This is a genomic window from Bacillus sp. SSR7 (assembly GCF_055902415.1).
Genome location: NZ_JBVVXV010000016.1, coordinates 113082 through 135318 on the forward strand (window position 1 = coordinate 113082; position 22237 = coordinate 135318).

A 22237-nucleotide genomic window follows, 5' to 3' on the forward strand; every position below is an offset into this window, starting at 1 on the left:
ATCGTATATTTTTCTTCTCAGTTAGTCCAAATCAAAAAATTAGTGAAGCATTAACCAGACTAAGTTGTTATCGCTTTCAAAACATTTCAATTATATAGTAGTGTATTTTATTAGTAATCCCCCTAATATACAGACATCCTAAGGTAATCAATAGAGAATACATTGTTAACATTTTCACAATATACCCGGTAATTGTTCATTGATTAGATTATTTCTCTCCAAAGATTTTATTTTTAATGGCAATCCCTGTAGCTGTAGTTGCAATACCACCTAAACCTGTCTCTCTTAATTCTCGAGGCATCTGTCTTCCAACTCTATACATAGCTTCAATAACTTCGTCAGCATTGATGAGATTGTTTACTCCGGCTAATGCGATGTCCGCTGCTGCTAAAGCATTTGCCGTTCCAATGGCGTTTCTCTTTACACAAGGAATTTCTACCAAACCAGCGACCGGATCACAAACTAAACCGAGTAAATTTTGTAATGCAATTGAAAAAGCTTCAGAAGATTGCTGTGGCGTCCCACCTGCAGCTTCTACTGCAGCTGCAGCCGCCATCGCTGAGGCACTTCCTATTTCAGCTTGACATCCTCCGTACGCTCCTGATATACAAGCATTGTTTGCGACTATCGTTCCAAATAACGCTAAAGTGAATAGAAAATGAATCATATCTTCATGACTTAAATCTAACGTATCTTTAATACTAAATAGGACTCCCGGAATCGTTCCACTCGCACCCGCTGTTGGAGTTGCACAAATAGCTCCTAATGCAGCATTTACTTCATTAACACCGATAGCACTTTGGATCCCTAACACCATCAAATCTCCAGAAAGAGTTTTCCTATTTTCTCGATAGTTTTTAATTTTAATAGCATCCCCTCCAGTTAAACCAGTTGGAGAAAATACCCCGTCGCCCTCAATACTTTTATTTATAGCATTTTTCATAGTCGCTAAATTTCGTTCCATTTTACTCCAAACTTCTTCATAAGTAGATTTAGTTTGTTCCATTTCCTGTTCAATTGCTAATTCATAAATTGGATTTTGGCTTTTATTAGCTGCATCCACAATTTCTTTTATGGCCATATACATATTTTTTCACTCCTTAATGTAACTAAAGAATAATGAGATTAGCTATATTGCTTAAATTTCTTAACTCCTCCTGAATATTACCAGGCAATATTGAATCTAATGCGAATGCAAATAAAAATTTTCTATTTTCTTCTAAACTATAAAAATTATTAATTTCCACATCATATTGTTTAAAAACTCTGCGTAAAACAAATTCAAAGTCAGCTCTTTCGGAAATTGCAATAATAACTGGCAATGGCCCTTGCAAATCTAAACTAAATCCGTCAATTTCAACATGTTTGATTTCAATTAATCCACCGCCGACCGAAATACCCATAGTTCTAATACTTCGAATTTCATCCTCTAAATATACATCTGCCGTATTTGGATGACCAGCTGGACTATCCTCCGCTTTTTCCATAAAGGTAATGTCGATTCCCTTAGATTCTGCTATTTTAATAGCATCTGGTACTTTGTTATCATCAGCTGCAAATCCTAATACCCCAGCAATAATCGCAAAATCAGTTCCATGTCCTTTATGTGTTTCAGCAAATGATTCATAATACCTTACCACGACTTTTTTTGGAAGACCTTGAAATAATTTATTGGCAACTGTTCCAATAGCCAAAGCCCCTGCAGTATGTGAGCTCGAAGGTCCTATCATTATGGGCCCAATTACATCAAAACAACTTTTGTATTTAACAACCTTTTTTTCTTCAATAGATGCTACATTTATGTTCATATAAGCACCTCCATAATTTATAATTTTAATTACTGTTGAAACTAAGTTATTAGAATAATTAATTCAAAACGAGGTCTCATTGTTAGCGCTTTCTTTTGATGTTAAATAAATTTCCTTTCCGATTACATATCCTTTGTAGAGTAATCATATCAGTATGTTTAATTTAAAAAAGTTACTTGTACAGTCTTTAAAATTTTCGCATTAAAACTAGGTTTGATATTTTATCTAGAGGTAATCAACTATCTCTCGACGCCCTCATTATAACTTGTATATTTATAAGTTCAATGTTTTTTTATTTTTAGAAAGATTGAATAAACAGAATATTGAATGGATAATAAATTACACTTAGCATGTAGCAATTATGTCCTTTGTTTGAAGCTGTATTAGTTAATAGAAAAGTAAAAATAACACAGAGTTCCTTATATTTACACATTAATTATATTGGAAAATCATTAGAAAGATACTTGTGTTGTCCTTTGTTAGAACATCCTATTTTGGACGCGAAAGCTGTTACAATAAATGATTCATGTAGATGGAAAGGAATACATGAATCAAACATAAAACACCATATGCATATTAATTACAAATTACATATAAATATTTATTATCAGAAATAATGAACTTCTTTTGCGAATCTTAACATAAAGTAATACTTTAGCAGCATTCACTACTTTAAATTAAATATACTCTTTTATAAGGTACAGCATTATGTCGGTTTTAGCGCAAATGAAAGAAAAGTTCCATATAACAATAGGGATCCCTTTCATACGGTTTTCATTTAAAAAATCCTCTTCAAAACGCAAATAAAAAAGGGCAATTTCAGCCCTTTTTTATTTATAAATCCTCTATATCATATTCCGTATATCCCTCATAATAGTAACTAATATCAATGCCTTTCATGAATACTTCACGGCTATTAATTTTATCTACTAGTGCATTTTGGAGTAAATGCTTAATTTCAATATCTTTAATCGGGCTTCGTTCCATTGCCAGTAAATAATCTTCTTTATCAATCCTATTCCAGTCAACCACCTGTTGGATTTCATTCTTAAAGATTAAATCTAACCATATTCTAGTCGCTCTACCGTTTCCTTCTCTAAATGGGTGAGCAATATTCATTTCAACATACTTTTCAACGATTTCATCAAAAGTTTTTTGTGGCATAGTGTTTATATGTTCTAGTGAATGACTTAGATACATAACAGGAGCAAATCGAAAGTTCCCCTTCGCTATGTTAACCTTTCGAACCTTTCCAGCAAAGGAATAAATATCCTCAAATAGATATTTATGAATGTCAGAAAGACCCTTAAATGTGCCAACTTCTATGTGGTTTATTTCTCCTGAATCATATAAATTTTTGGCTTTCATTTTTGATAGTCGTTCTTCCGCTCGATTCAATTCCAACTGATTTTTGATACCTAATTTATTTTCTAGCACGGTCATTCTCCTCTTTTTCTGCCATTAATTCTTTTAGCATATCCAAATCTTCTTGTGTGGCTAAATTCTTGATGAAACTTCTAGCCATAGTTTTATAATTGAGGTACTTCGCTTGTTCTGGATTGCGTTTTTTATAGTTTTTTGTGGCTTCATTTTGCGCCTTGCTGTATGCCATTCTATCCACTCGCTTTCAAGCCTATAAGCACATTATATATTACTTAGTAATATATTCAAACAAAAAACAAACTAAATCCGAAGCCCTATCCTTTAGCCATATCAAATATTTAATATTAGCTTTTCTCACTTTACAGTATTTTTTTCTTTTGAGGTAAGTGCTTCTTTCACTGCCATTTTTGCTTCATGTGTAGTAGATTAGTTAATTCCCCCATCAGTAACTGGAGTAAATGCATAACCATTTGTTATTGTTTCATAAATTACATCTATAATTGTATTCAGAAATCCATTCGAATCGACAAGATTTAAAATCACGTTTGCTACCGCTACTTTACACCTACATTCGGTTTTCCCCCAGCTTCTGCATTTACTAAACGAGCTATTAAGTCTACTTCTTCCATATACATGTATTTCTATATCATTTATATATATTTCCCTCTAATTTTAAATTACGATATATTTTAGATGTTGATTTCATTAAATTAAAGCAATTATTACTTGAAAAATTAATAAATAAAAAACCTCCACAATAAGGAGGGCTTTATATCTTATATAAGTAAATCTTTAAATGATAGACATAATATTTTATTGTATTGGTCCTAATAATCCCATAATTTCTTCAGCTTTTTGGTTTTCAATGCTATAGTAAATTTCTAACCCCTGACGATTTCCTCTTAGAACCTTCCCTCTCATTTTAGATAAATGTTGTGAAACTGTTGATTGTGGAATGTTTAAAATTTCGGTCATTTGGGTTCATTTATTGTTTTATGTTTAGAAAGCTCATTAATCAGTTTTAAACGCATTGGGTGTGCCATAAGTTTTAAAAGCCCTACATCCTCTTCTAAAATCGTGTTCTCTACGTGTTGATTTGCAAATCTTGTCAAAGTATCCACTCTCCCTTATTTGTTTTCTTCTAATGTAGCGCAACTTCCGTATTACATAATATTAGTATGGATAACCTTGTATATAATAGAAGGAATTTTTTAACCTTCAATCAATTACATCGGATAATATTATTGCTCATATTAATTGAAAATAATAGAGAATTAACTGTATTTAATTATGTAAAAAACACACAATTAAATACAGTTATAACTATTATAAAATTTATATCAACATATCAGCGAAAGCAGATCCGACGTTATTTTTACGCTTCATATGCTTTTCTAAATATATTTTTGTGGTTTGTATATTTTCGTGACCGAGTGTTTGCATTAAATGATATAAATCTGCATTTCCTTGTTCTACTGCCATAATTGCAAAAGCATGTCGAAATGTATGTGCGGTTACTGGATTTTCACGATATTGTAACAACTCTAAGTTGGTCTTCTTTATCATATCTGTTACCTGGTTTGATAGTGTTTTAGAGTTATATGCACTTCCTCTTTGATTTATAAATAACGGACTCTCATCCCCTTTTTCCAGTACCGTTTGGAAACCTCTTCTTCTCCTCATTTCACAAATACATTGGTATAAATGTTCTGAAACGAAAAGTTCACGCACTTTGTCCCCTTTCCCCCTAACTTTTAACCAATACTTTCCATCATAGTGTAAATCTTTTACTCTTGCAGTACACAACTCCTGAATACGCGCACCAGTACTAGCTAAAGCAAGTATTATTGTATAGTTTATTAAATGTCCTTTTTCTTTGTAAAAACCTAATATTTTCATGACTTCCTCATAGGATAAATCCCGATTCGGCCGATCGTTTTCACTTACATTTGCACGCTGTAATTCTTCATGAAGTGGTTTTTCAATATACCCAAATACATAAAGATGTTTTAAAAAAGAACGAATCAATACCGTTTTCTTCGCCAAAGTTGCAACAGCATACGTATTCCCACCTCGACCATTTTGTACATTTTTTAACCAGTAATTAAATTTACGAATATGCCAAGGCTGTAATGTTTTTAATAAGGAAGCATTTCGCTGAACTTCTTCCCCATTCACTTCAAACTCTTCTGCATGCTGTACCATACATTCGCAAAATGATAGTATCTCAGACACATAACTCTTTTTTGTATCATCCTTTCTATTTTTCTTTTCATCCATATCATTTTGTAAATTTACAAAATGATATATCACTTCAAGATCACCTAGAAAGGCATATTTTCCCTTTCCTTCTTTTTCTGCATCCTCTATCTTTTGTTCCAGATCATTCATATAACGATTGTTATACATAAATGAAGATATACCTTTTATATTATCTAAATATATATCTGTAAATTCTCCTTGACTTTTTAAAATAGGTAAAATTTCATTTTGACTTTTATCATCCATACCTATACATCACCTCTTCTTGTATAGATTTTAATCTTTAGTATATTTATTAAGTATACTATAATTTTTATAGCACTTACATTAATTATAGAAATTAATAATCATATTATTTCTGTAATAAGTCTATATTCTTCCCTATTTAGTTATGCATGTAATTTTCTATAATTATTTACTATATAGATAAATATTTAGCATCATTTTATACAATTTGACAAAATATCTATATATAAATAAGTATTAAATTTTGTCTAACATTAAAATAAAGTTAGACAGCACTTTAACATATTGCCATAATTCTATTTTATTTTATATTTAAATCATATTTTATATCTAATTAAGAATCTGATATGATATATACATACTTTATATATTATAGAGAGTAACTAAGGAGGTATACTTTCATGACACGAGATTTACTGTTTATTACAAAACCTACAGTAACAACAAAAGAAGCAGCGGATTTAATGGGAGTTACCGTTCAGACCATTTTAAAAAAAGAAAAAGAAGGTCTAATAGAATGTGTATATAAAGATAATTGGAAGCAATTCGGAAGTAAAATATTCTATTTAGAAGATATTGAACGGTTAATGAATAAACATGAAGTAAATGGATTAAGTACAAAAAAAGCAGCAGAAATTCTAAACGTAGCACCCTCCACAATCTTTACATATATTAAATCCGGAAAATTAACAGCCACGATGGTAGAAAAGCGCGGTAAACTAGTATATGTCATTGATGAAGAAGAACTAAAAAAATTCCAACTTAATTACGAAAAATCTACAATAAAAGAACGTAAAACATTCATTACTAAGATTCAAGATATAGACATTTATTTATATCAATTATTGACACATCACCATACAGGAAAAAAAGCTAGGGTAATAGAAATTAATGGAGCAGATGGTAAGGTTCTTACAGAGGATGAAGAAATTTTCTCATTATCAACTTATAAAGAACATGATTATTCTCTTGAACCCTTCAAAAAACACACAGTGATTACAAAACGAGGATATTTATCTTTTACATTTAAGAAGCCTCAGTTATTTAATTCTATTACTTATAACCTAATAAATTTATTTTATAAAGAGCTTGGTGCCACAAATATGCGATTGACTACTACACAAGATATCATCATATTGGAAATTAAACCATTTGTTTTACAGGTAGAGCCATTACAATTCCAAGAAGAGATTAAGTATTTACATTCACATATGAAGTCAGGCTCAATACTCCCTCATGTTGAAGGTATTTATTTTAAAAGTAATGTAGAGCCATTAACTTTTCATGCAGATCATGAATTCAAGCAAAAAATAGTGCAAATGGCAGCAGATGCAGATATGGGACAGGAAGAATTCTTATTGCAAGCTGTAAAATCTTATATAAGAGATTTAGAACAACGATAAATATTTATAAGAAGAAAAAGCGTAGAAATTGAATCTTTCTACGCTTTTTAAAGTATTCAATTTACATACTCATTCCCATGAAATCACCATATGCAATATCAACTTAATAGGAATGTTAATTATTTTAAATTAAGCCAATCTTTGCAGAAAAACTATATATACTATATTGGATAGCACCACATGCCCATCAACCTAAGATTTAGAATTATCCCCAAAACGAAAATTTCATTCTTTCATAGTTGTCCATAGAATTTCAGTTCGTTTTTTTCGTTTATGAGAAGAATGTATTTCTTAACTTGATAGTGCTACTCTTTTTGGAAAACCCCTAATCGATAAATTCGTGTTATTATTCTTGATATTGCTGTTGAACCGCCTCTGGTAGTTCCCCAAAGATTATTCTTTTAAAAATGCTAATAATACTTCATTAAATTCTTTTGCATGAGTTGCGTTTAATCCATGAGGACACCCTGTATTAGAGCAAGTTTACTATCAGGAATGGAATCATATGTGCGTTTTCCACTAAACTCAAAAGGTACAGTTGCATCAGAGTCACCGTGAATTATAAGATTTAATATCAAATGTAAAAGTTACCAATATATACATATAAGCCAGTATTATAGTTTGATACTAATTTATTTGATTCTTTTATTTATGTGCTTGTTAATTTAGCATAGATGATAAAAAATAAGGTTAATTGTCCTATTATCACAATATTCGGCACTACTATAATTAAATTAATAACAAAAAAGATTGCTAAAATTCCTAAAAACAAGCATAAATGATAAATGTTCAAGCGGTGTTGTTCAAACCTGTATTGATGAAAAACAATTGTAGTTGACAGGAAATAGAGCAATACAGAACCAAAAACAAAATATAAGATAAAAGAATAATAGACCTCATGTAAAAATAATAATCTAATGGATGCTGCAACCATACTCAAAGACATTAAAATAAATAGATGACCGTAAATAATAATTTGACCAGAAGTTTGTCTTGACTTGTCGAGTTTCTTCTCCATGTTATCGAAATATTGCCACCACATCGAAATAATGAGGATAAATGAAATGATCGCAAAGCTTATCGAATTCCAATTTCCTTGTTTAGGTTGAATGACCACAAGAGTGCTTACAAGAGCTTCCCCAAAGAGAATAATGGAAAATAGACCAAATCTCTCTAACAAGTGGGCTGTATTTGTAGGAACCTTTTCTAAACACTTCCTTCCAAGCAGTGGGACAATAATATCGATAAGAATCCCAAAATATAACACAGCATATCGAATCCAAGAATCAAAAAAGACGGATAATAATGAAATAACGATTCCAATCCAAAAATATCTTCCTAAAAAGAGTGCTGCTTTTTTTCGAGCCCCCTCTTCTATACGCTGGACAACAAGATATTGAATTGCAGTCACGACCCTTAAGCCAATATAGCCAATTAAAAAAGAAAGATAATAATGATTAAAATCAGCTGATAAGCTTGATGTCATTATTAGGACAAAAAACATTTGCAGGATCAAAAAAATTCTTTGATGAAATAAATCTTTTCCAAACCGGTTAACAAAGATGGTTTGCCCTACCCAAGCCCACCAGATCGGAATAAAAATTAAGACAAATTTTACTAAATACTCCGCATGGATTTGACCATCTTCAACATGAAGTAAAACATGAGTTGCAGCCGTCACTGCCGCCACAAATAACAAATCATAAAAGAGTTCTAACCACGTCACTTTCTTTTCTTCCATTTCTGCACTCCCTCCTTATAGTTAATAGTATGCTAAAAATATATAGTAATTGGAAGAGATAATAATATAGACATAAACCATTTCTCCTCATTATTGTATTCAACATAATCCCCTGGAAGGTCAGTGTTACATTTTATATAGTTGACTACCCTTGAAATTTCAATATTAAAATACAACACTTTTAGGCCATTTAGTTTTTCTCCTATTTTATCCGCTAAAATTCTATCTCCACCATATAGGGGTCACCCTACATGCCCATCAACTTAAGAAATTTTAATACCTTTAAGTACAAAAAAACGTTATCATTTCTAAACAGGATAGATTAGAAATGATAACGTTTTTTATTGTATGGATACTATCTTATATTAGTTTTTCTGGTGCTGTGATGGTATATCATACTAATTAATAAAATGAAATAGACACCTTAACAATACAAGGATCTCTTTAAATTAGAGATTCTGTAACTCAATTAGACCTAATTCTAGATCTAAATCTTTTTGTCTCTTTTTTTAAAACGTTTTCTGCCTGAAGCCCATTGCCATCAAGCTAACAAAACAAAATACCCCCAGAACGAATTTTTTTGCCTTTTATAGCAACGAAGCTGTTTAATGGAAATAAAGTTCTTTTTTATATTATAAAGTTACATAAAAATGAAAGTTGATATTCTCAAATACGAGGGTATCAACTTTTTCCATATAAAGGTATAACATTTGAGATAGAGTTATTCAACAGACGGGGAGAATTAATAAGCGGACATTAAGGGGTTATTTGAATTTGAAGAACGATTTAAAAAACAAGTAGAATGCTATGAATTATCTGAGGAACAGTTACAATTTACAGGTACACCAAAGAAATGTACACTCATTATAAAATATTTATAGACTAAAAAGAGGCTTTTTATGTTACATGATGATCCAAAAGTATACATTTACAGCCGGTATCCATCTTTGGATAATTGGCTCTTGATTTCCTGTTTCCTGACGTCCCATCACTTCTATTTCATACTTCACTAACTAGAATTTAGAAGTCTTTAAAAACTTGAAATCTGCAACAAAAGCTTAATACAATTCCTAAATAATTTTTAAATCTCAAATAATTAAATTTTAGCAGTCAGTATCCTGACTGCTAAAATTTAATTATAGAACTATTTTTCTGTGGCAAAATAAAGCAAGGCTATGGTCGGAAAAGCGATTCCTATCCATAATGTTAGATTCCATCCTCCTAAGGCATATGCCCATCCTCCAATAAAGGATCCAACAGCACCTCCTAAAAAGAAAATAGCCATAAATAGCCCATTTAATCGACTACGAATTTCTGGACTCAACGAGAAAATTAAACGTTGGCTAAGCACAAGGTTTGCTGATACTCCCATATCCAACAGAATTGCAGCAATTACTAAAACAGCTATTCCTATGGGCGAACTACTTTGAATAATAAGTGGTAGTAATAAAGAAATAATAACAACAGTGAGAGCTATCCCAGTGGCGGGTCGTGTCCAGCCAAGATCAGCTAGACGACCACCTATTGGAGCGGCTATTGCACCTGTAATTCCGACAAGTGCATATAATGCTATGACAGTCTGGGAAAAATGAAAAGCAGGACTAGACAATAATAATGGAACAGTGGTCCAGAATAAGCTGAAAGCCCCAAATACACAAGCATGATAAATTGCACGACGGCGTAAAATTGGAGTAGTTCGTAGTAGTTGCCACATTGAACTAAGTAAGGCGGTATAATTTGTTTTTTCCGTTGGTTTCCTAGTAGGGAGTACCTTCGATAATACAAACGACAAGACAATGATTATAGTAGCAGATAAAGCAAATATTGAATTCCACCCCCAGATATCAGCTACTAAACTAGATATCGGACGCGCAAGCATAATACCTAATAACAGGCCACTCATAACATTACCAACTACACGACCGCGTGCATCTTCCGATGAAAGGTATGATACAAAAGGTACGAGCACTTGCGCTGCGACCGACCCCAGTCCGATAAAGAATGAAGCTACTAATAACATGATTGCGCTCTTTACAAAAACTGTGGCAGTTAGAGCAACTGCACTTAGTAATAACAATATAATTATCAATTTTTTATTCTCAACAATATCCCCCAATGGTACAAGAAATAGTAAGCCAACAACATATCCAATCTGGGTTAGCGTTACAATTAATCCAGCACTACTATTAGAAAGACCAATTACATTACTAATTAACCCAATTAAAGGCTGCGCATAATAAAGATTAGCCACGATGATACCACATGCGGTTGCCAGAAGAATGATTAAACCTGATGAAATTTCCTTATCACTTGCTTTATTTTTAACATTAGACATAACTATTTCCCCCATACTTTTATTTCAGAATTACCTTGGTGTATTTTGGAACTTAGATAAAGACATGGCCATTACAAGATTCCTTAACAATTAATAAACTAAACGTTCAGTTTATTAATTAACTAAAATATATACTAAACGTTCAGTTTTGTAAATAGGCTATTTTATTTTTTGTTCATATTAAGTATACTAAACGTATAGTTTATGTTCTTGAAAGGAATGATTAATGTGCAAGGTAAAAGAGGTAGACCGCGTAATATCGAAACCCAAAAAGCTATCCTTTCTGCATCTTATGAGTTATTACTGGAAAGTGGCTTTAAAGCAGTCACAGTCGATAAAATTGCAGACCGTGCTAAAGTTAGTAAAGCTACGATTTATAAATGGTGGCCTAATAAGGCTGCTGTAGTAATGGATGGTTTTCTTTTTGCTACCGCAGCTAGATTGCCTATACCTGACACAGGTTCAGCATTGAATGATATTTTAATTCATGCTACAAGTTTAACCAAATTTTTGATAAGTCGGGAAGGGACTATTATTACTGAGTTAGTTGGCGAAGGACAATTTGATTCAAAGCTGGCAGAGGAATATCGTACTCGATATTTCCAGCCACGTCGCCTGCAAGCAAAGCAACTCCTGGAGAATGGAATTAAAAGAGGCGAATTAAAAGAAAATCTCGATGTTGACTTAAGTATCGATCTCATTTACGGACCAATTTTTTATCGGTTGCTAGTAACCGGTGAAAAGTTGGATGATTCCTATGTGCATGACTTGGTAATAAATGCATTCGAAGGAATACGCTTGAATTGATTAATATTAAAATAAAGATTTAGAATTTCTACTGTTTCTTATGCGGAGGCATTTTATATTAACTTGGTAATTAAATTTTACGAAAGAATTCTCCTATACGAGCTTTTGAAGGATACTTGGAGATAGATATCGCTGGAGTTCTTTAGCGAATAAATGAAACTCATACAGAAAGGATAGCGTCATAAAAAACGCCATCCTTTCTGTATTTTTCTACAAAGAGAATAGCGTTTTTTTGATTATATGATTACTTATTATCCATTATTATCTGGAGCCTCTCTTGTATTCCCATCATTACTTGGTGGCGGTGGCGTTCCATGGTCATCCTCATTGTTTGATGGTGTTGTATTCCCTTGGTCACTACCACTTTTTGATGGTGTTGTATTCCCTTGGTCACTACCACTTTTTGGTGGCGTTGTATTTCCTTGGTCACTACCACTTTTTGGTGGCGTTGTATTTCCTTGGTCACTACCACTTTTTGGTGGCGTTGTATTTCCCTGGTCACTTCTATTTTTTGGTGGCGTTGTATTTCCTTGGTAACTTCCATTTTTTGGTGGCGTTGTATTTCCCTGGTCACTACCACCTTTTGGTGGTGTTGTATTCCCTTGGTCACTTCCACTTTTTGGCTCACTCTGCTTTTGCTTTTCTTTTTGCTTATTTTCACTCGGCTGTTCAGTCGTATTTGCTATTTTCGTATTTGGAGAAGAATCACGCTTCTCACCTTTAATACGTAATTCGCTACCTTCTTGAACTACACTGTTCGGCATTTTAAATTGTGACTTATCTGTAGCAAACTTACTCATCATTTCTTTAAAAATCAATTGAGCTATTTTCGTATTTTTACTACTAATATAATCATCTTTACTATCCTTTGTATATCCGGTCCATACTGCCATCGTATATTGTGATGTATAACCAGCAAACCAACTATCACGAGTTGCACTTTCTGGTAGATTATATTGTGCTATTTGTTCTAAAGAATAGTTTGTTGTACCTGTTTTACCCGCTATATCTAAAGAACCTATATTAGCTGTTGTACCTAATCCAGATGAAACAAAAGTACGAAGCATATCAGTAATCATATATGCTGTAGAATCCTTCATAACTCGTTTTGACTTTTGCTCAAAGCTTTTTGATTTACCATCTGAATAAATGACTTTTTTAACAAAATGTGGCCTCGTATACTTACCATCATTACCAAATGCCGCATAAGCACCTGCAATTTCAGTCGGTGACGCTTCATTTGTACCAATCGCTGTTGATTCGGTCGGTGCTACATTAAATGTAATACCTAGCTTTTCAGAGAAACCTTTTGATCTATTAATTCCTACTTCTTTTGCAGTTTTTATTGCCGGGATATTTCGGGAAGTCTTCAATGCATCACGCATTGTAATTAGTCCCAAATGCTTTCTATCAGCATTTCTAACTTCTTGTCCCGTTGAGTACTTATATGGAGAGTCATCAATTTGATGGTAAGTAGCCCATTTTAAATATTCAATTGCAGGAGCGTAATCAAAAATTGGTTTCATCGTTGAACCTGCTGAGCGATTTAATTCAATTGCAATATTATGTCCTTTAAAAACAGCTTTATTTTCACCACGCCCACTACCAATTGCACGTACTTCTCCTGTTTTCGTATCCATAAATGTGAAAGCCCCTTGGAATTTCTCATTTGGATAATTAATAATGTCTTTATTTAAAAGTTTGTCCGCAAAATCCTGTGCCTTTGGATCTAATGTTGTATAAATTTCTAAACCGTCAGATCCGATATTAACATCTGGCAACTCTTTTTCAACTTCTTTCACAACCGCATCCATAAAAGTAGGATAGGGCATTTCTTTTTGTTCAGTTGCTTTCTTAAGTCCTTCTGTTACTGGAACTTTTGATGCTTCTTCCATTTCTTTTTTTGTAATATAACCATGTCGATTCATTAATTTAAGTACAACATTTCTTCTTTCTGTTGCTTTTTTGATATTTTGTTCTTTCGTTGGATCATAGTTATTAGGAGCTTTCATTAAACCAGCAAGCATTGCAACTTCTGGTAGTGTTAAATCTTTTAATTCCTTACCATAGTAATTTTGGACTGCTGTTGCGATTCCATATGAACGGTTACCTAAGTAAACTTTATTTAAATACATTTCTAAAATTTCATGTTTTGAATACTGTTGTTCTAGCTTATATGCTAAATATATTTCTTGCGCCTTTCTCTTTGACGTTTTTTCCATCGATAAGAAGTAATTCTTAATAACTTGCTGTGTAATCGTACTTCCACCTTGAGAGCCGTAATCCCCTTTTAAGCTGACTAAGGCTGCACGTGCAGTACCTTTATAGTCTACGCCACTGTGCTCGTAAAAACGTGCATCTTCTGTTGCTAAAAACGCATTTTCTACTAACTTAGGAATCTGATCATACATAATATTCGTTCGTTTTTCTTTTCCATATTCATATATCAATTTCCCATCTTTATCATAAATTTTTGAGGATAACGGATTAACAAGTTTTCCTTTCTCAAGTTTTGGAGCATCTTTAATCATAACGAAAAAGGTAGCAACCCCTGCGACTAACCCCACAATACCAAGTAATAAACAACTAACTAAAAACTTACGAAAAAATGATGTTTTACCTTTTGCTTTTTGTTTCTTAGCAGCAGGCTGTTTTTTCTTTTTAACTTGTCGTCGCTCCTCTCGAGAACGATAATTTTCTGACATGCTACTTTCTCCTGCCTTTCAATTCTCCTGTTGATTTACTTAAAATTATTGAAGCCACTTTAAGAAATATATTCATATTTAAAAAGTGTACTAAATAGACAATTTAAGTAATAAATTTGTTCCACTTTAAGATGAGAAAGAAATTTGAACTTATCTGATAACGAAACAGAAACGGTAATCGTGGCACAACTAAAAAAATGGATTTTCATAGAAAATCCATTTTTAGCTTGATAGCGATGTGCTGCTACCCCATCAAGCTAAGAAAAGCAAATACCCCAAAACAAAAAAATGTACATTTTTTTGTTTTGGGGCCTTATAAAATTCTTAAGTTGATGGCCATACCTTCCAAGGTGCCATTTATTTCACTTATGCTTTGCTAAAAATTCTGTTATGCGACGATATACATATATTTCATTTTCTTTTTTTGAAAATCCATGCCCTTCATCGTCTAATACTAGGTACTCTACATCCACTCCTTTTTCTTGCAACGCTTGAAAAATTTGATCCGATTCTTCCTTTACAACTCGTGGATCATTTGCCCCTTGAATGATAAAGAGTGGTTTATTCATTTGATTTAAGTAAGTAATTGGTGAATCTTTTATAAGCTTATCTTTATCCTTATTAATATCACCTATTAAATTAACTGCTAGCGGTTTCCAATTTTCAGGCATAGATTCGATAAAACTAAATAAATTGCTAGGTCCAAAAATGTCAATGGCTGCACGGAAATACTCTGAATGACGCCCATGGAGCAATAAGGTCATATATCCTCCATAACTACCACCCATAACAAATAATTTATCAGGAGTTGATATGCCCTGTTCAAATAACCATTCTATTCCTGCTACACAATCTAAACGCGGGGCTTCTCCCCAATCACCTTCAATCATTTTTGTAAATGTTGAACCATATCTTGTACTTCCTCTAAAGTTCGGTGCAAAAATATTATATCCCTGCCTTAATAAATATTGAAATAATGTCCTAAAATCTTTCGTCTCAGCACTTTGTGGGCCACCATGAGGCCAGAATATTGTATACCCGTTTTGTACTTCTTCTTTCGCCCGGAATAATAATGCTTCTATGTTTAACCCATCAAAAGAGGCATATGTTATAATATCCGGTTCAACAAAAGAAGATTCAGATAGGCCAATAACATAGTTTTTTGTTATTGCTGCCCATTCTGTATCTCTATTTTTCTTGTAATAGATGTTTGCTGTTTTCGTCGCACTTTCACCTAATAAATATAAATTTTCAGATTTGGTAATTTCTATTTGACTTATCGTATCTACCGGAGAATTCAATAGAATTAGCTCTTTTTTAGCCCATACAAATTTATATAACCTATCTATAACACCTTTCGACGAAACAATGTAGCCATTTTTTGTTTCAGCATGCCATTTTATATCGGATATATCTTCCTTCTCTATTTTACAGATTGGTTTGAATTCCAGTTTATTTAAATCAAAAGAAGCTACATAGGAAAACTCTTCTTCATAATTTGTAACGAAAATCACTGTATTTTCATCAATATAACAAATGGACCCTATAGTATGTTCTTTCTCACTGGAAGGTACTATACAAATAAGTTCTTCTCCCTTTTTTACATACCCTACATTATATGTATTACTATATGAATTTAAAACAATGTAACTTGATTCATTCGGACTTACCGCCTCTACATATGTAGGTGTCTCCACACCAGTTAACAACAGAGTATCTTCTTTTGTGCGTATATTATAACAACGAGAGTTTAAGAACATTGGGTTATCTTTACTTGTGACATAGTATAATCGTTCCCCATCCTCTGTTAAATGCACATAATAATCCTTTTCTGTCTCTCCTGCTGGAATCAATTTAAGCAATCCTCCACCCTCTGGTTTTAATGCATAAATATGATAATTTTCATCACCATCTTTATCAAATCCAGCTAAAATAAACCGATTTAAAGAATCCACTTTAATAAAATTGCTTGATTGATTACAATATGTTAACGGATAAGGGGATAAATTGGGTAAATCCATCGCCCACAAATTAGAATGACCATTTAAGTTTGTACTAAAAATTAATTTCCCTTCATCCTCACTGACTGTAAACTTACCAATACTATATGATCTAAAAAATTGTTCGGCATCTTCCCTAGGAAATTGAATCATCTTTCTTCCTTCCTCCATCCCGCTTAATATCTAAAAATTCAGAACACTACACATATAAAAATTCTATATTTCCCTACTTATCCCTTTTTTTGTTTTATTTAGACTTCCTTCTACCTTCTAATTCCCTTATTAACATTACAAGTAGAAAGGTAAAAATTTCGTTCTGTAGGTACTTTAAAATCTTAGCTTGATAGCGATGTGGTGCTACCCCTATACCGAACTAGATTTCGGTATTTTTTTGCAATTTATTATGTTTTCTTTACCAAACACGTATAAAAATCAATATCATAAACGTAAACTGCTGGGCAAAAATTTACTATTGTTTTTATTGAAACATCAAGTTCTTCCTCAAATTAAAGTGGAACAATTTTATTACTTAGATTGTCTATTAAATGTGTTCCTAAAATTAGATGTTCAATTTAGATATAATAAATCACGTTTGAAATCTATTTTTAAGTATTACAAAAATATGAAAGGACTTTTTATTTTGAAAAGGAAAAGGATGCAAAAGAAGGGTGAGTATTTAAGAGGTACAAGCTTAATCCTTTTACAGGTAAAGCATTGCAAGTGAGATTGAAGAAGGAATAACTCAAACACTAGCTTATCAATCATATAAACATCTTACATGTGCTTTAGGCTATAAAATTTTAGCTACAAAAGTATTGTTACCCCATATTCTCTTTACTTACATCAGTATGAAAAACCTAGGAAAAACCATATATTCTTGAAAGAGGTTGAAAATTTATGTTCGTTTTAAACAAGTTCTTTACCATTACACATTACAAAAAATTTGTACCTGTCGTATTACTTTCATGCGTAACACTAATAGGCTGTTCCAATAGTAATACTTCATCTGAATCACCTAAACAAACGAAACAAACAAATCAAATTAAACAAGAAAATACTGGTAATGATTCTTTTGCTAAACTTGAAAAAGAATATGATGCCAAGCTTGGTATTTATGCACTGGACACAGGTACGAATCAAACTGTTGCTTACCATGCAAATGATCGTTTTGCATTTGCCTCTACATCTAAATCATTAGCAGCGGGAGCTCTTTTACGTCAGAACTCAATAGAAGCTCTTGATGAAAGGATTACGTATACGCGAGAAGACCTTTCTAATTATAATCCAATTACTGAAAAGCATGTGGATACAGGAATGACGTTAAAAGAACTTGCAGATGCTTCTGTTCGATATAGTGACAGTACTGCACATAATTTAATTCTTAAAAAGTTAGGTGGTCCATCCGCATTTGAAAAAATATTGAGGGAAATTGGTGATACTGTTACTAATTCCGAGAGATTTGAACCTGAATTAAATGAAGTAAATCCAGGAGAAACACATGATACGAGTACACCAGAAGCGATAGCTAAGACACTTCAGTCATTTACATTAGGAACTGCACTTCCAACTGAGAAACGTGAACTATTAGTAGATTGGATGAAGAGAAATACAACTGGAGATAAATTAATTCGTGCGGGCGTACCAAAAGGATGGGAAGTAGCTGATAAAACAGGTGCAGGATCTTATGGGACAAGAAATGATATTGCAATTATTTGGCCACCAAATAAAAAACCAATTGTTCTTGCAATACTTTCTAATCATGATAAAAAGGATGCTGAATACGATGATAAACTTATTGCAGACACAACCAAAGTCGTGTTAGATACTTTAAAAGCTACGAATAAAAAATAATAGATTATTGGAGCGTGTAATATAAACCGTGTAAGTAACCTACCACCCTAGATAGAGGGCTGCTTCACGGTTTTTCTTTTTCTAAAATAATTAAGAAGGAGTGGTTACACTTATAGTTAGATAGAAAAGAGATTCAAAATCTGTGAAATTAGCTCAATCAATTTTTGAAGCTTACCAATCGGAAACTGTTGAAGATATTCAAAAGGCTTTGAAAGACATCGGTGGACCTTTTTTGAGGTAATGGTTCAGGGTAAAATGAATCACTATCTTGGTTACGGTTTAAACTCAAAAAACGGAAAGAGCACGAAAATTGTCGTAATGGATACCCACACTTTGGATACCTAAAGTGCTACAAAATTTGCGGTCATTTAGTAGCACTCCGTTTCCAATCTCACTTTCATCCCATGCCTAAAGGCTATGTGCTTTTTTGTTGGGGAAGGATTGTAAAAGAACCCCATAACAAATGGAATGGCGATTATATCCCCCAATTGGTCAATCTTGTTGAATCAACTTATGGTTAACGTTAAATTTGCCAAACTTATTGAAAAATACAAAATTTACCTACCGTGATTTAAATCCGTCGTTTGTTCGATAAGATAATTTGATATATCTGTGTTGGTGCCATTCCTCAAGAGGAATTTCACTAAATCTTGTTTTTGAAGAACAGGATTAATAACTGCTACATCTAACTGACTTAGAATCTGAACGATGCCATGATGTGAAAAACTCTTAATTTCTTTCAAAAGTTCTGCATCACGTTTCTTTCGTTCGGCGGATTCTTCAGGATACCCAGTATTGAACGGTTCTTCAAAAAGTTTCTCAAGCGTGAAGCGAAGGTTTAGTTCGCCCGCCCAACCGAAGTTCAATCCAAGTGGCAGTGATGCACAGTTTCCGTTATTTATCCTACCAAAAAGGAACGCATCTGTTGGAGTTGGCAGATAACCGCTAATGACATTCGGAAGTGTATTACAGGCAATCGACATACCAACACCGCTACTACATCCAGTGACGACAAAATCAACTGCACCTGAATTTAGAAGTAGACCAACGGCTAAGGACACTTGTATATAGCTTAACTCCGAATCTTCAATTATAACACCAAAATTAAACACTTCATATCCATGCTTCGCCACTGCCCTTTTTGTTTCTTCAAAAATCAGTTCATTTTTGCTAGTTTGGGTACTTGCTTGTATCACAGCTATCTTCATTCTTCCACGACCTTTCGATTTAATTATCACACATACCGAAAGTCAAAAGAAGATAAATAAGATAAAACCAATCTTTCCTTAAAATTTGCTATTCTATGTGTTCGTTTCAAAAACTCACACAGATTTCTTTACAGAAACGGTTATTCTTCCATTTCTACAGAAAAAGTTGGGGATTCCCCCAACTTTTTAATACATCTATTTTCTTATTAATCCTGTGGATGTAATCTGATATGTTCTTTTCTTACCTATATATTCCTGTTTTCCATTCTCAAGGTTAGTTAAAGTCGCTCGCGTTTTTTCCTTTGCTGCTTCCCCTTCTATATGAGTAAATTCTATATAATCTCCCACTTTTATAGGTACTGTTTGGGTTTCAGCATTTTGTTGTCTATTTCCCATGATTTCCTTATTGTACATAACGCTACCGGATGAGCCTTGGACCTTAATACTTGCATATGTACTATTAAAGTAAGAATGCGGTACACCAGCTTCTAATTTGATTTTCAGCTCTTCTGCTGTTTTATTATAATCTACTTTTGCAATTTCTCGATCACTATATCCTTTTAATGACCATGCAAATTGGTTTCCATCTAGAATTGTTGTCTCTGGCATTTTTTCTACTTTCTTTAATCCCTGTTTTGTAACCTGATACCTTGCTGTCTTTCCAATAGTCTCATTTTTGTTATTTTCAAGATTCGTTAATGTTGCGCGTGTCTTTTCCTTTACTGCGTCTCCTTCTATATGAGTTAATTCAATGTAATCCCCTACTTTTACAGACACAGTTTGGGTTTCGGTATTTTGTTGTCTATTCCCCACGATTTCCTTATTGTATAGTACGCTACCAGATGAGTTTTGGACCTTAATACTTGCATATGTGCTATTGAAGTAAGAATGCGGTACACCAGCTTCTAATTTGATTTTCAGCTCTTCTGCCGCTTTATTATAATCTACTTTTGCAATTTCTCGATCACTATATCCTTTTAGGGACCATGCAAATTGGTTCCCTACTAAAATATCAGAATTTCCATTTGTAATTTCTACTTTTTTCTCTACAGTTCGATCAAATATGTCTGTTAATGTAATTTTAGCAAAAGCCGTTTGAGGCAATTGCATAGTTTTACTTACCTCAGTTTGGTAGGACTTAATATTATCAATTACTTTCAAAGGTTGTCCCATTAACTTTTCATTGTCATAGATTTCAATTTTCCCTTTAAACTGTGGGGTACTTTGTTCTTTCAATTTCCAAGACACATTTAATTTTTCAGCTTCAAAGCGAATATTTTGAATATCAAAATCTAAATTTCCCATTTCTGGTTGACTAGGCTGATTTATAGTAAAAGTTTTTCCAGTACCAATCGTTGATTGAGTATTTCCTCCTGCCTTAACCCATAAATATTCTGAAGTTGCTCCTCCATCGTATTGATAAGATGTATCACGTTGTCCACTGATACGCTGATTATTCCAAGAATTCCATTGTTTATCTGAAATTTTTCTACTGTATCCATTTTTTAGGCGTGCTTCTCTTACATCTTGTCCATTACCAGCCCAGTCTTCTTGAAACATGGATAGACCATAATTAAATGCAACATTCGCAACTGGATGGTCCATAATAGCAACTAACTTCCATTGATTTAATTTATTATCTTTTATCCACTGGCCAAACTTTGTATGGCCATCTTCTTGCCAAGAACGTAGAGTCATTCGATACCATTCACTATCTTTCCAATTATAAGTTGTTTGTACCTTCAGACCTGTTCCTTCTCCACCAAATCTACTGGCTTCTGAAGTCGGCGATAAATATTCAGCTTTTATTGCTTGGTTTGATGCTATTGGATCCCAAAGCGCAAAGTGAAGGGTACGTTTACCGTTTTGATCAAAACCACTTTGTTGTTGGAAGCCAGCATAACCGCCACCCTCTCCCCCTTGATTCCAGTTATGCACAGCCCAATACGTATAAGGTGCTGTTAGGACTGGTGACCAGTCTATGCTAATAATATCTGAAGCAGCAGTATTTTGTGGTGTTACATAAACTGATGGAGCATGGGATCGGATTGCTGCCTTTGTACTAGAAATTGGTGCTCCATACATTGACATCATGGTGCAAGCCGCAGTAATTATAACAATCTTTTTTAGTCTTCCATTGTTTTTTTCTTTAAACATGACTTCCTATCTCCTTTTAAATTATTTTAGTTACATTGAATAATAACGATATACATACTATTAAACAAATTATGTAAAAAAATAACTTTAGCTATACTACCTAGTTATGTTTAATGTTTTTTTCACTACTATTTCTAACCAAATTATAGTATTTTGTAAGAAAATCGTATGATTTGTGACTAAATGTTTGCTAAAAATATTATAAAAATTCATAAATAAATAGTTTTAGATAATTATGCTAAAAGACTTCTTTTACATTTTTTGATTTTTCAATATATTAACCATAAATTTATTTACAGGAATAACATTATGTAAACTCATAACGTAACTA

At 32.9% G+C, this 22237-nt stretch carries 14 protein-coding genes and 3 pseudogenes; 3 read left to right on the forward strand and 14 right to left on the reverse strand.

The features are described from left to right. Window positions 1-208 precede the first annotated feature (208 nt). The 7 genes and pseudogenes from sdaAA to AC0NJG_RS23190 all read right to left on the reverse strand — a co-directional run bounded on the left by sdaAA (window position 209) and on the right by AC0NJG_RS23190 (window position 5699). A complete protein-coding gene (sdaAA, locus tag AC0NJG_RS23160) occupies window positions 209-1087 on the reverse strand; it encodes an L-serine ammonia-lyase, iron-sulfur-dependent, subunit alpha (protein WP_087952187.1) in 879 nt (292 codons plus the stop codon). Window positions 1088-1109: 22 nt separating this feature from the next. Further along, window positions 1110-1808 (reverse strand): L-serine ammonia-lyase, iron-sulfur-dependent subunit beta, encoded by a 699-nt coding sequence (gene sdaAB / locus AC0NJG_RS23165; protein WP_173601843.1) that lies wholly within the window; start codon window positions 1806-1808, stop codon window positions 1110-1112. An 834-nt stretch (window positions 1809-2642) separates the two neighbouring features. Next, window positions 2643-3251 (reverse strand): protein adenylyltransferase Fic, encoded by a 609-nt coding sequence (fic, locus tag AC0NJG_RS23170; protein WP_087952189.1) that lies wholly within the window; start codon window positions 3249-3251, stop codon window positions 2643-2645. Continuing rightward, complete coding sequence (locus tag AC0NJG_RS23175; RefSeq protein WP_000331756.1) at window positions 3232-3420, reverse strand: hypothetical protein; 189 nt, start codon at window positions 3418-3420, stop codon at window positions 3232-3234. The genes fic and AC0NJG_RS23175 overlap by 20 nt, the downstream gene beginning before the upstream one ends. Window positions 3421-3620: 200 nt before the next feature. After that, a pseudogene (locus AC0NJG_RS23180) lies at window positions 3621-3817 on the reverse strand (cell wall hydrolase); the annotation flags it as partial. 187 nt (window positions 3818-4004) lie between these two features. After that, window positions 4005-4303, reverse strand: a pseudogene (gene pagR / locus AC0NJG_RS23185) (transcriptional repressor PagR). 223 nt (window positions 4304-4526) lie between these two features. Beyond that, the gene (locus tag AC0NJG_RS23190) at window positions 4527-5699 is read right to left on the reverse strand and encodes a tyrosine-type recombinase/integrase (protein WP_474063503.1); all 1173 of its coding nucleotides are present in this window, start codon (window positions 5697-5699) and stop codon (window positions 4527-4529) included. A 401-nt stretch (window positions 5700-6100) separates the two neighbouring features. Between AC0NJG_RS23190 and AC0NJG_RS23195 the strand changes: the two genes are divergently transcribed. Continuing rightward, a complete protein-coding gene (locus AC0NJG_RS23195; RefSeq protein WP_474063504.1) occupies window positions 6101-7102 on the forward strand; it encodes a helix-turn-helix domain-containing protein in 1002 nt (333 codons plus the stop codon). A 393-nt stretch (window positions 7103-7495) separates the two neighbouring features. Here the strand turns inward: AC0NJG_RS23195 and AC0NJG_RS23200 are convergent. The 3 genes and pseudogenes from AC0NJG_RS23200 to AC0NJG_RS23210 all read right to left on the reverse strand — a co-directional run. Beyond that, a pseudogene (locus AC0NJG_RS23200) lies at window positions 7496-7677 on the reverse strand (alpha/beta fold hydrolase); the annotation flags it as partial. Window positions 7678-7751: 74 nt separating this feature from the next. Next, a complete protein-coding gene (locus AC0NJG_RS23205; protein WP_474063505.1) occupies window positions 7752-8843 on the reverse strand; it encodes a low temperature requirement protein A in 1092 nt (363 codons plus the stop codon). A gap of 1144 nt (window positions 8844-9987) precedes the next feature. Further along, the gene (locus AC0NJG_RS23210) at window positions 9988-11178 is read right to left on the reverse strand and encodes an MFS transporter (protein ID WP_139848268.1); all 1191 of its coding nucleotides are present in this window, start codon (window positions 11176-11178) and stop codon (window positions 9988-9990) included. Window positions 11179-11397: 219 nt separating this feature from the next. Between AC0NJG_RS23210 and AC0NJG_RS23215 the strand changes: the two genes are divergently transcribed. Beyond that, window positions 11398-11985, forward strand: coding sequence for a TetR/AcrR family transcriptional regulator (locus tag AC0NJG_RS23215; RefSeq protein ID WP_474063506.1), 588 nt, complete (start codon window positions 11398-11400; stop codon window positions 11983-11985). 251 nt (window positions 11986-12236) lie between these two features. On the opposite strand, the gene AC0NJG_RS23220 is transcribed toward AC0NJG_RS23215, so the two are convergent. Both AC0NJG_RS23220 and AC0NJG_RS23225 read right to left on the reverse strand, forming a co-directional pair. Further along, window positions 12237-14690, reverse strand: coding sequence for a PBP1A family penicillin-binding protein (locus AC0NJG_RS23220; RefSeq protein ID WP_474063507.1), 2454 nt, complete (start codon window positions 14688-14690; stop codon window positions 12237-12239). A 362-nt stretch (window positions 14691-15052) separates the two neighbouring features. Beyond that, window positions 15053-16843, reverse strand: a complete 1791-nt coding sequence (locus AC0NJG_RS23225) for a S9 family peptidase (protein WP_474063508.1) — start codon at window positions 16841-16843, stop codon at window positions 15053-15055. 744 nt (window positions 16844-17587) lie between these two features. On the opposite strand from AC0NJG_RS23225, the gene blaIII reads away from it, so the two are divergent. Next, window positions 17588-18541: a class A beta-lactamase BlaIII gene (gene blaIII / locus AC0NJG_RS23230; RefSeq protein ID WP_474063509.1), complete on the forward strand. Its 954-nt coding sequence runs from the start codon at window positions 17588-17590 to the stop codon at window positions 18539-18541. A gap of 557 nt (window positions 18542-19098) precedes the next feature. Here the strand turns inward: blaIII and AC0NJG_RS23235 are convergent. Beyond that, window positions 19099-19749 carry an RpiB/LacA/LacB family sugar-phosphate isomerase gene (locus AC0NJG_RS23235; protein WP_474063510.1) on the reverse strand — a complete coding sequence of 217 codons (651 nt, stop codon included), beginning with the start codon at window positions 19747-19749 and terminating at the stop codon, window positions 19099-19101. 195 nt (window positions 19750-19944) lie between these two features. Further along, window positions 19945-21906 carry a DUF3472 domain-containing protein gene (locus tag AC0NJG_RS23240; RefSeq protein WP_474063511.1) on the reverse strand — a complete coding sequence of 654 codons (1962 nt, stop codon included), beginning with the start codon at window positions 21904-21906 and terminating at the stop codon, window positions 19945-19947. Window positions 21907-22237 lie beyond the last annotated feature (331 nt).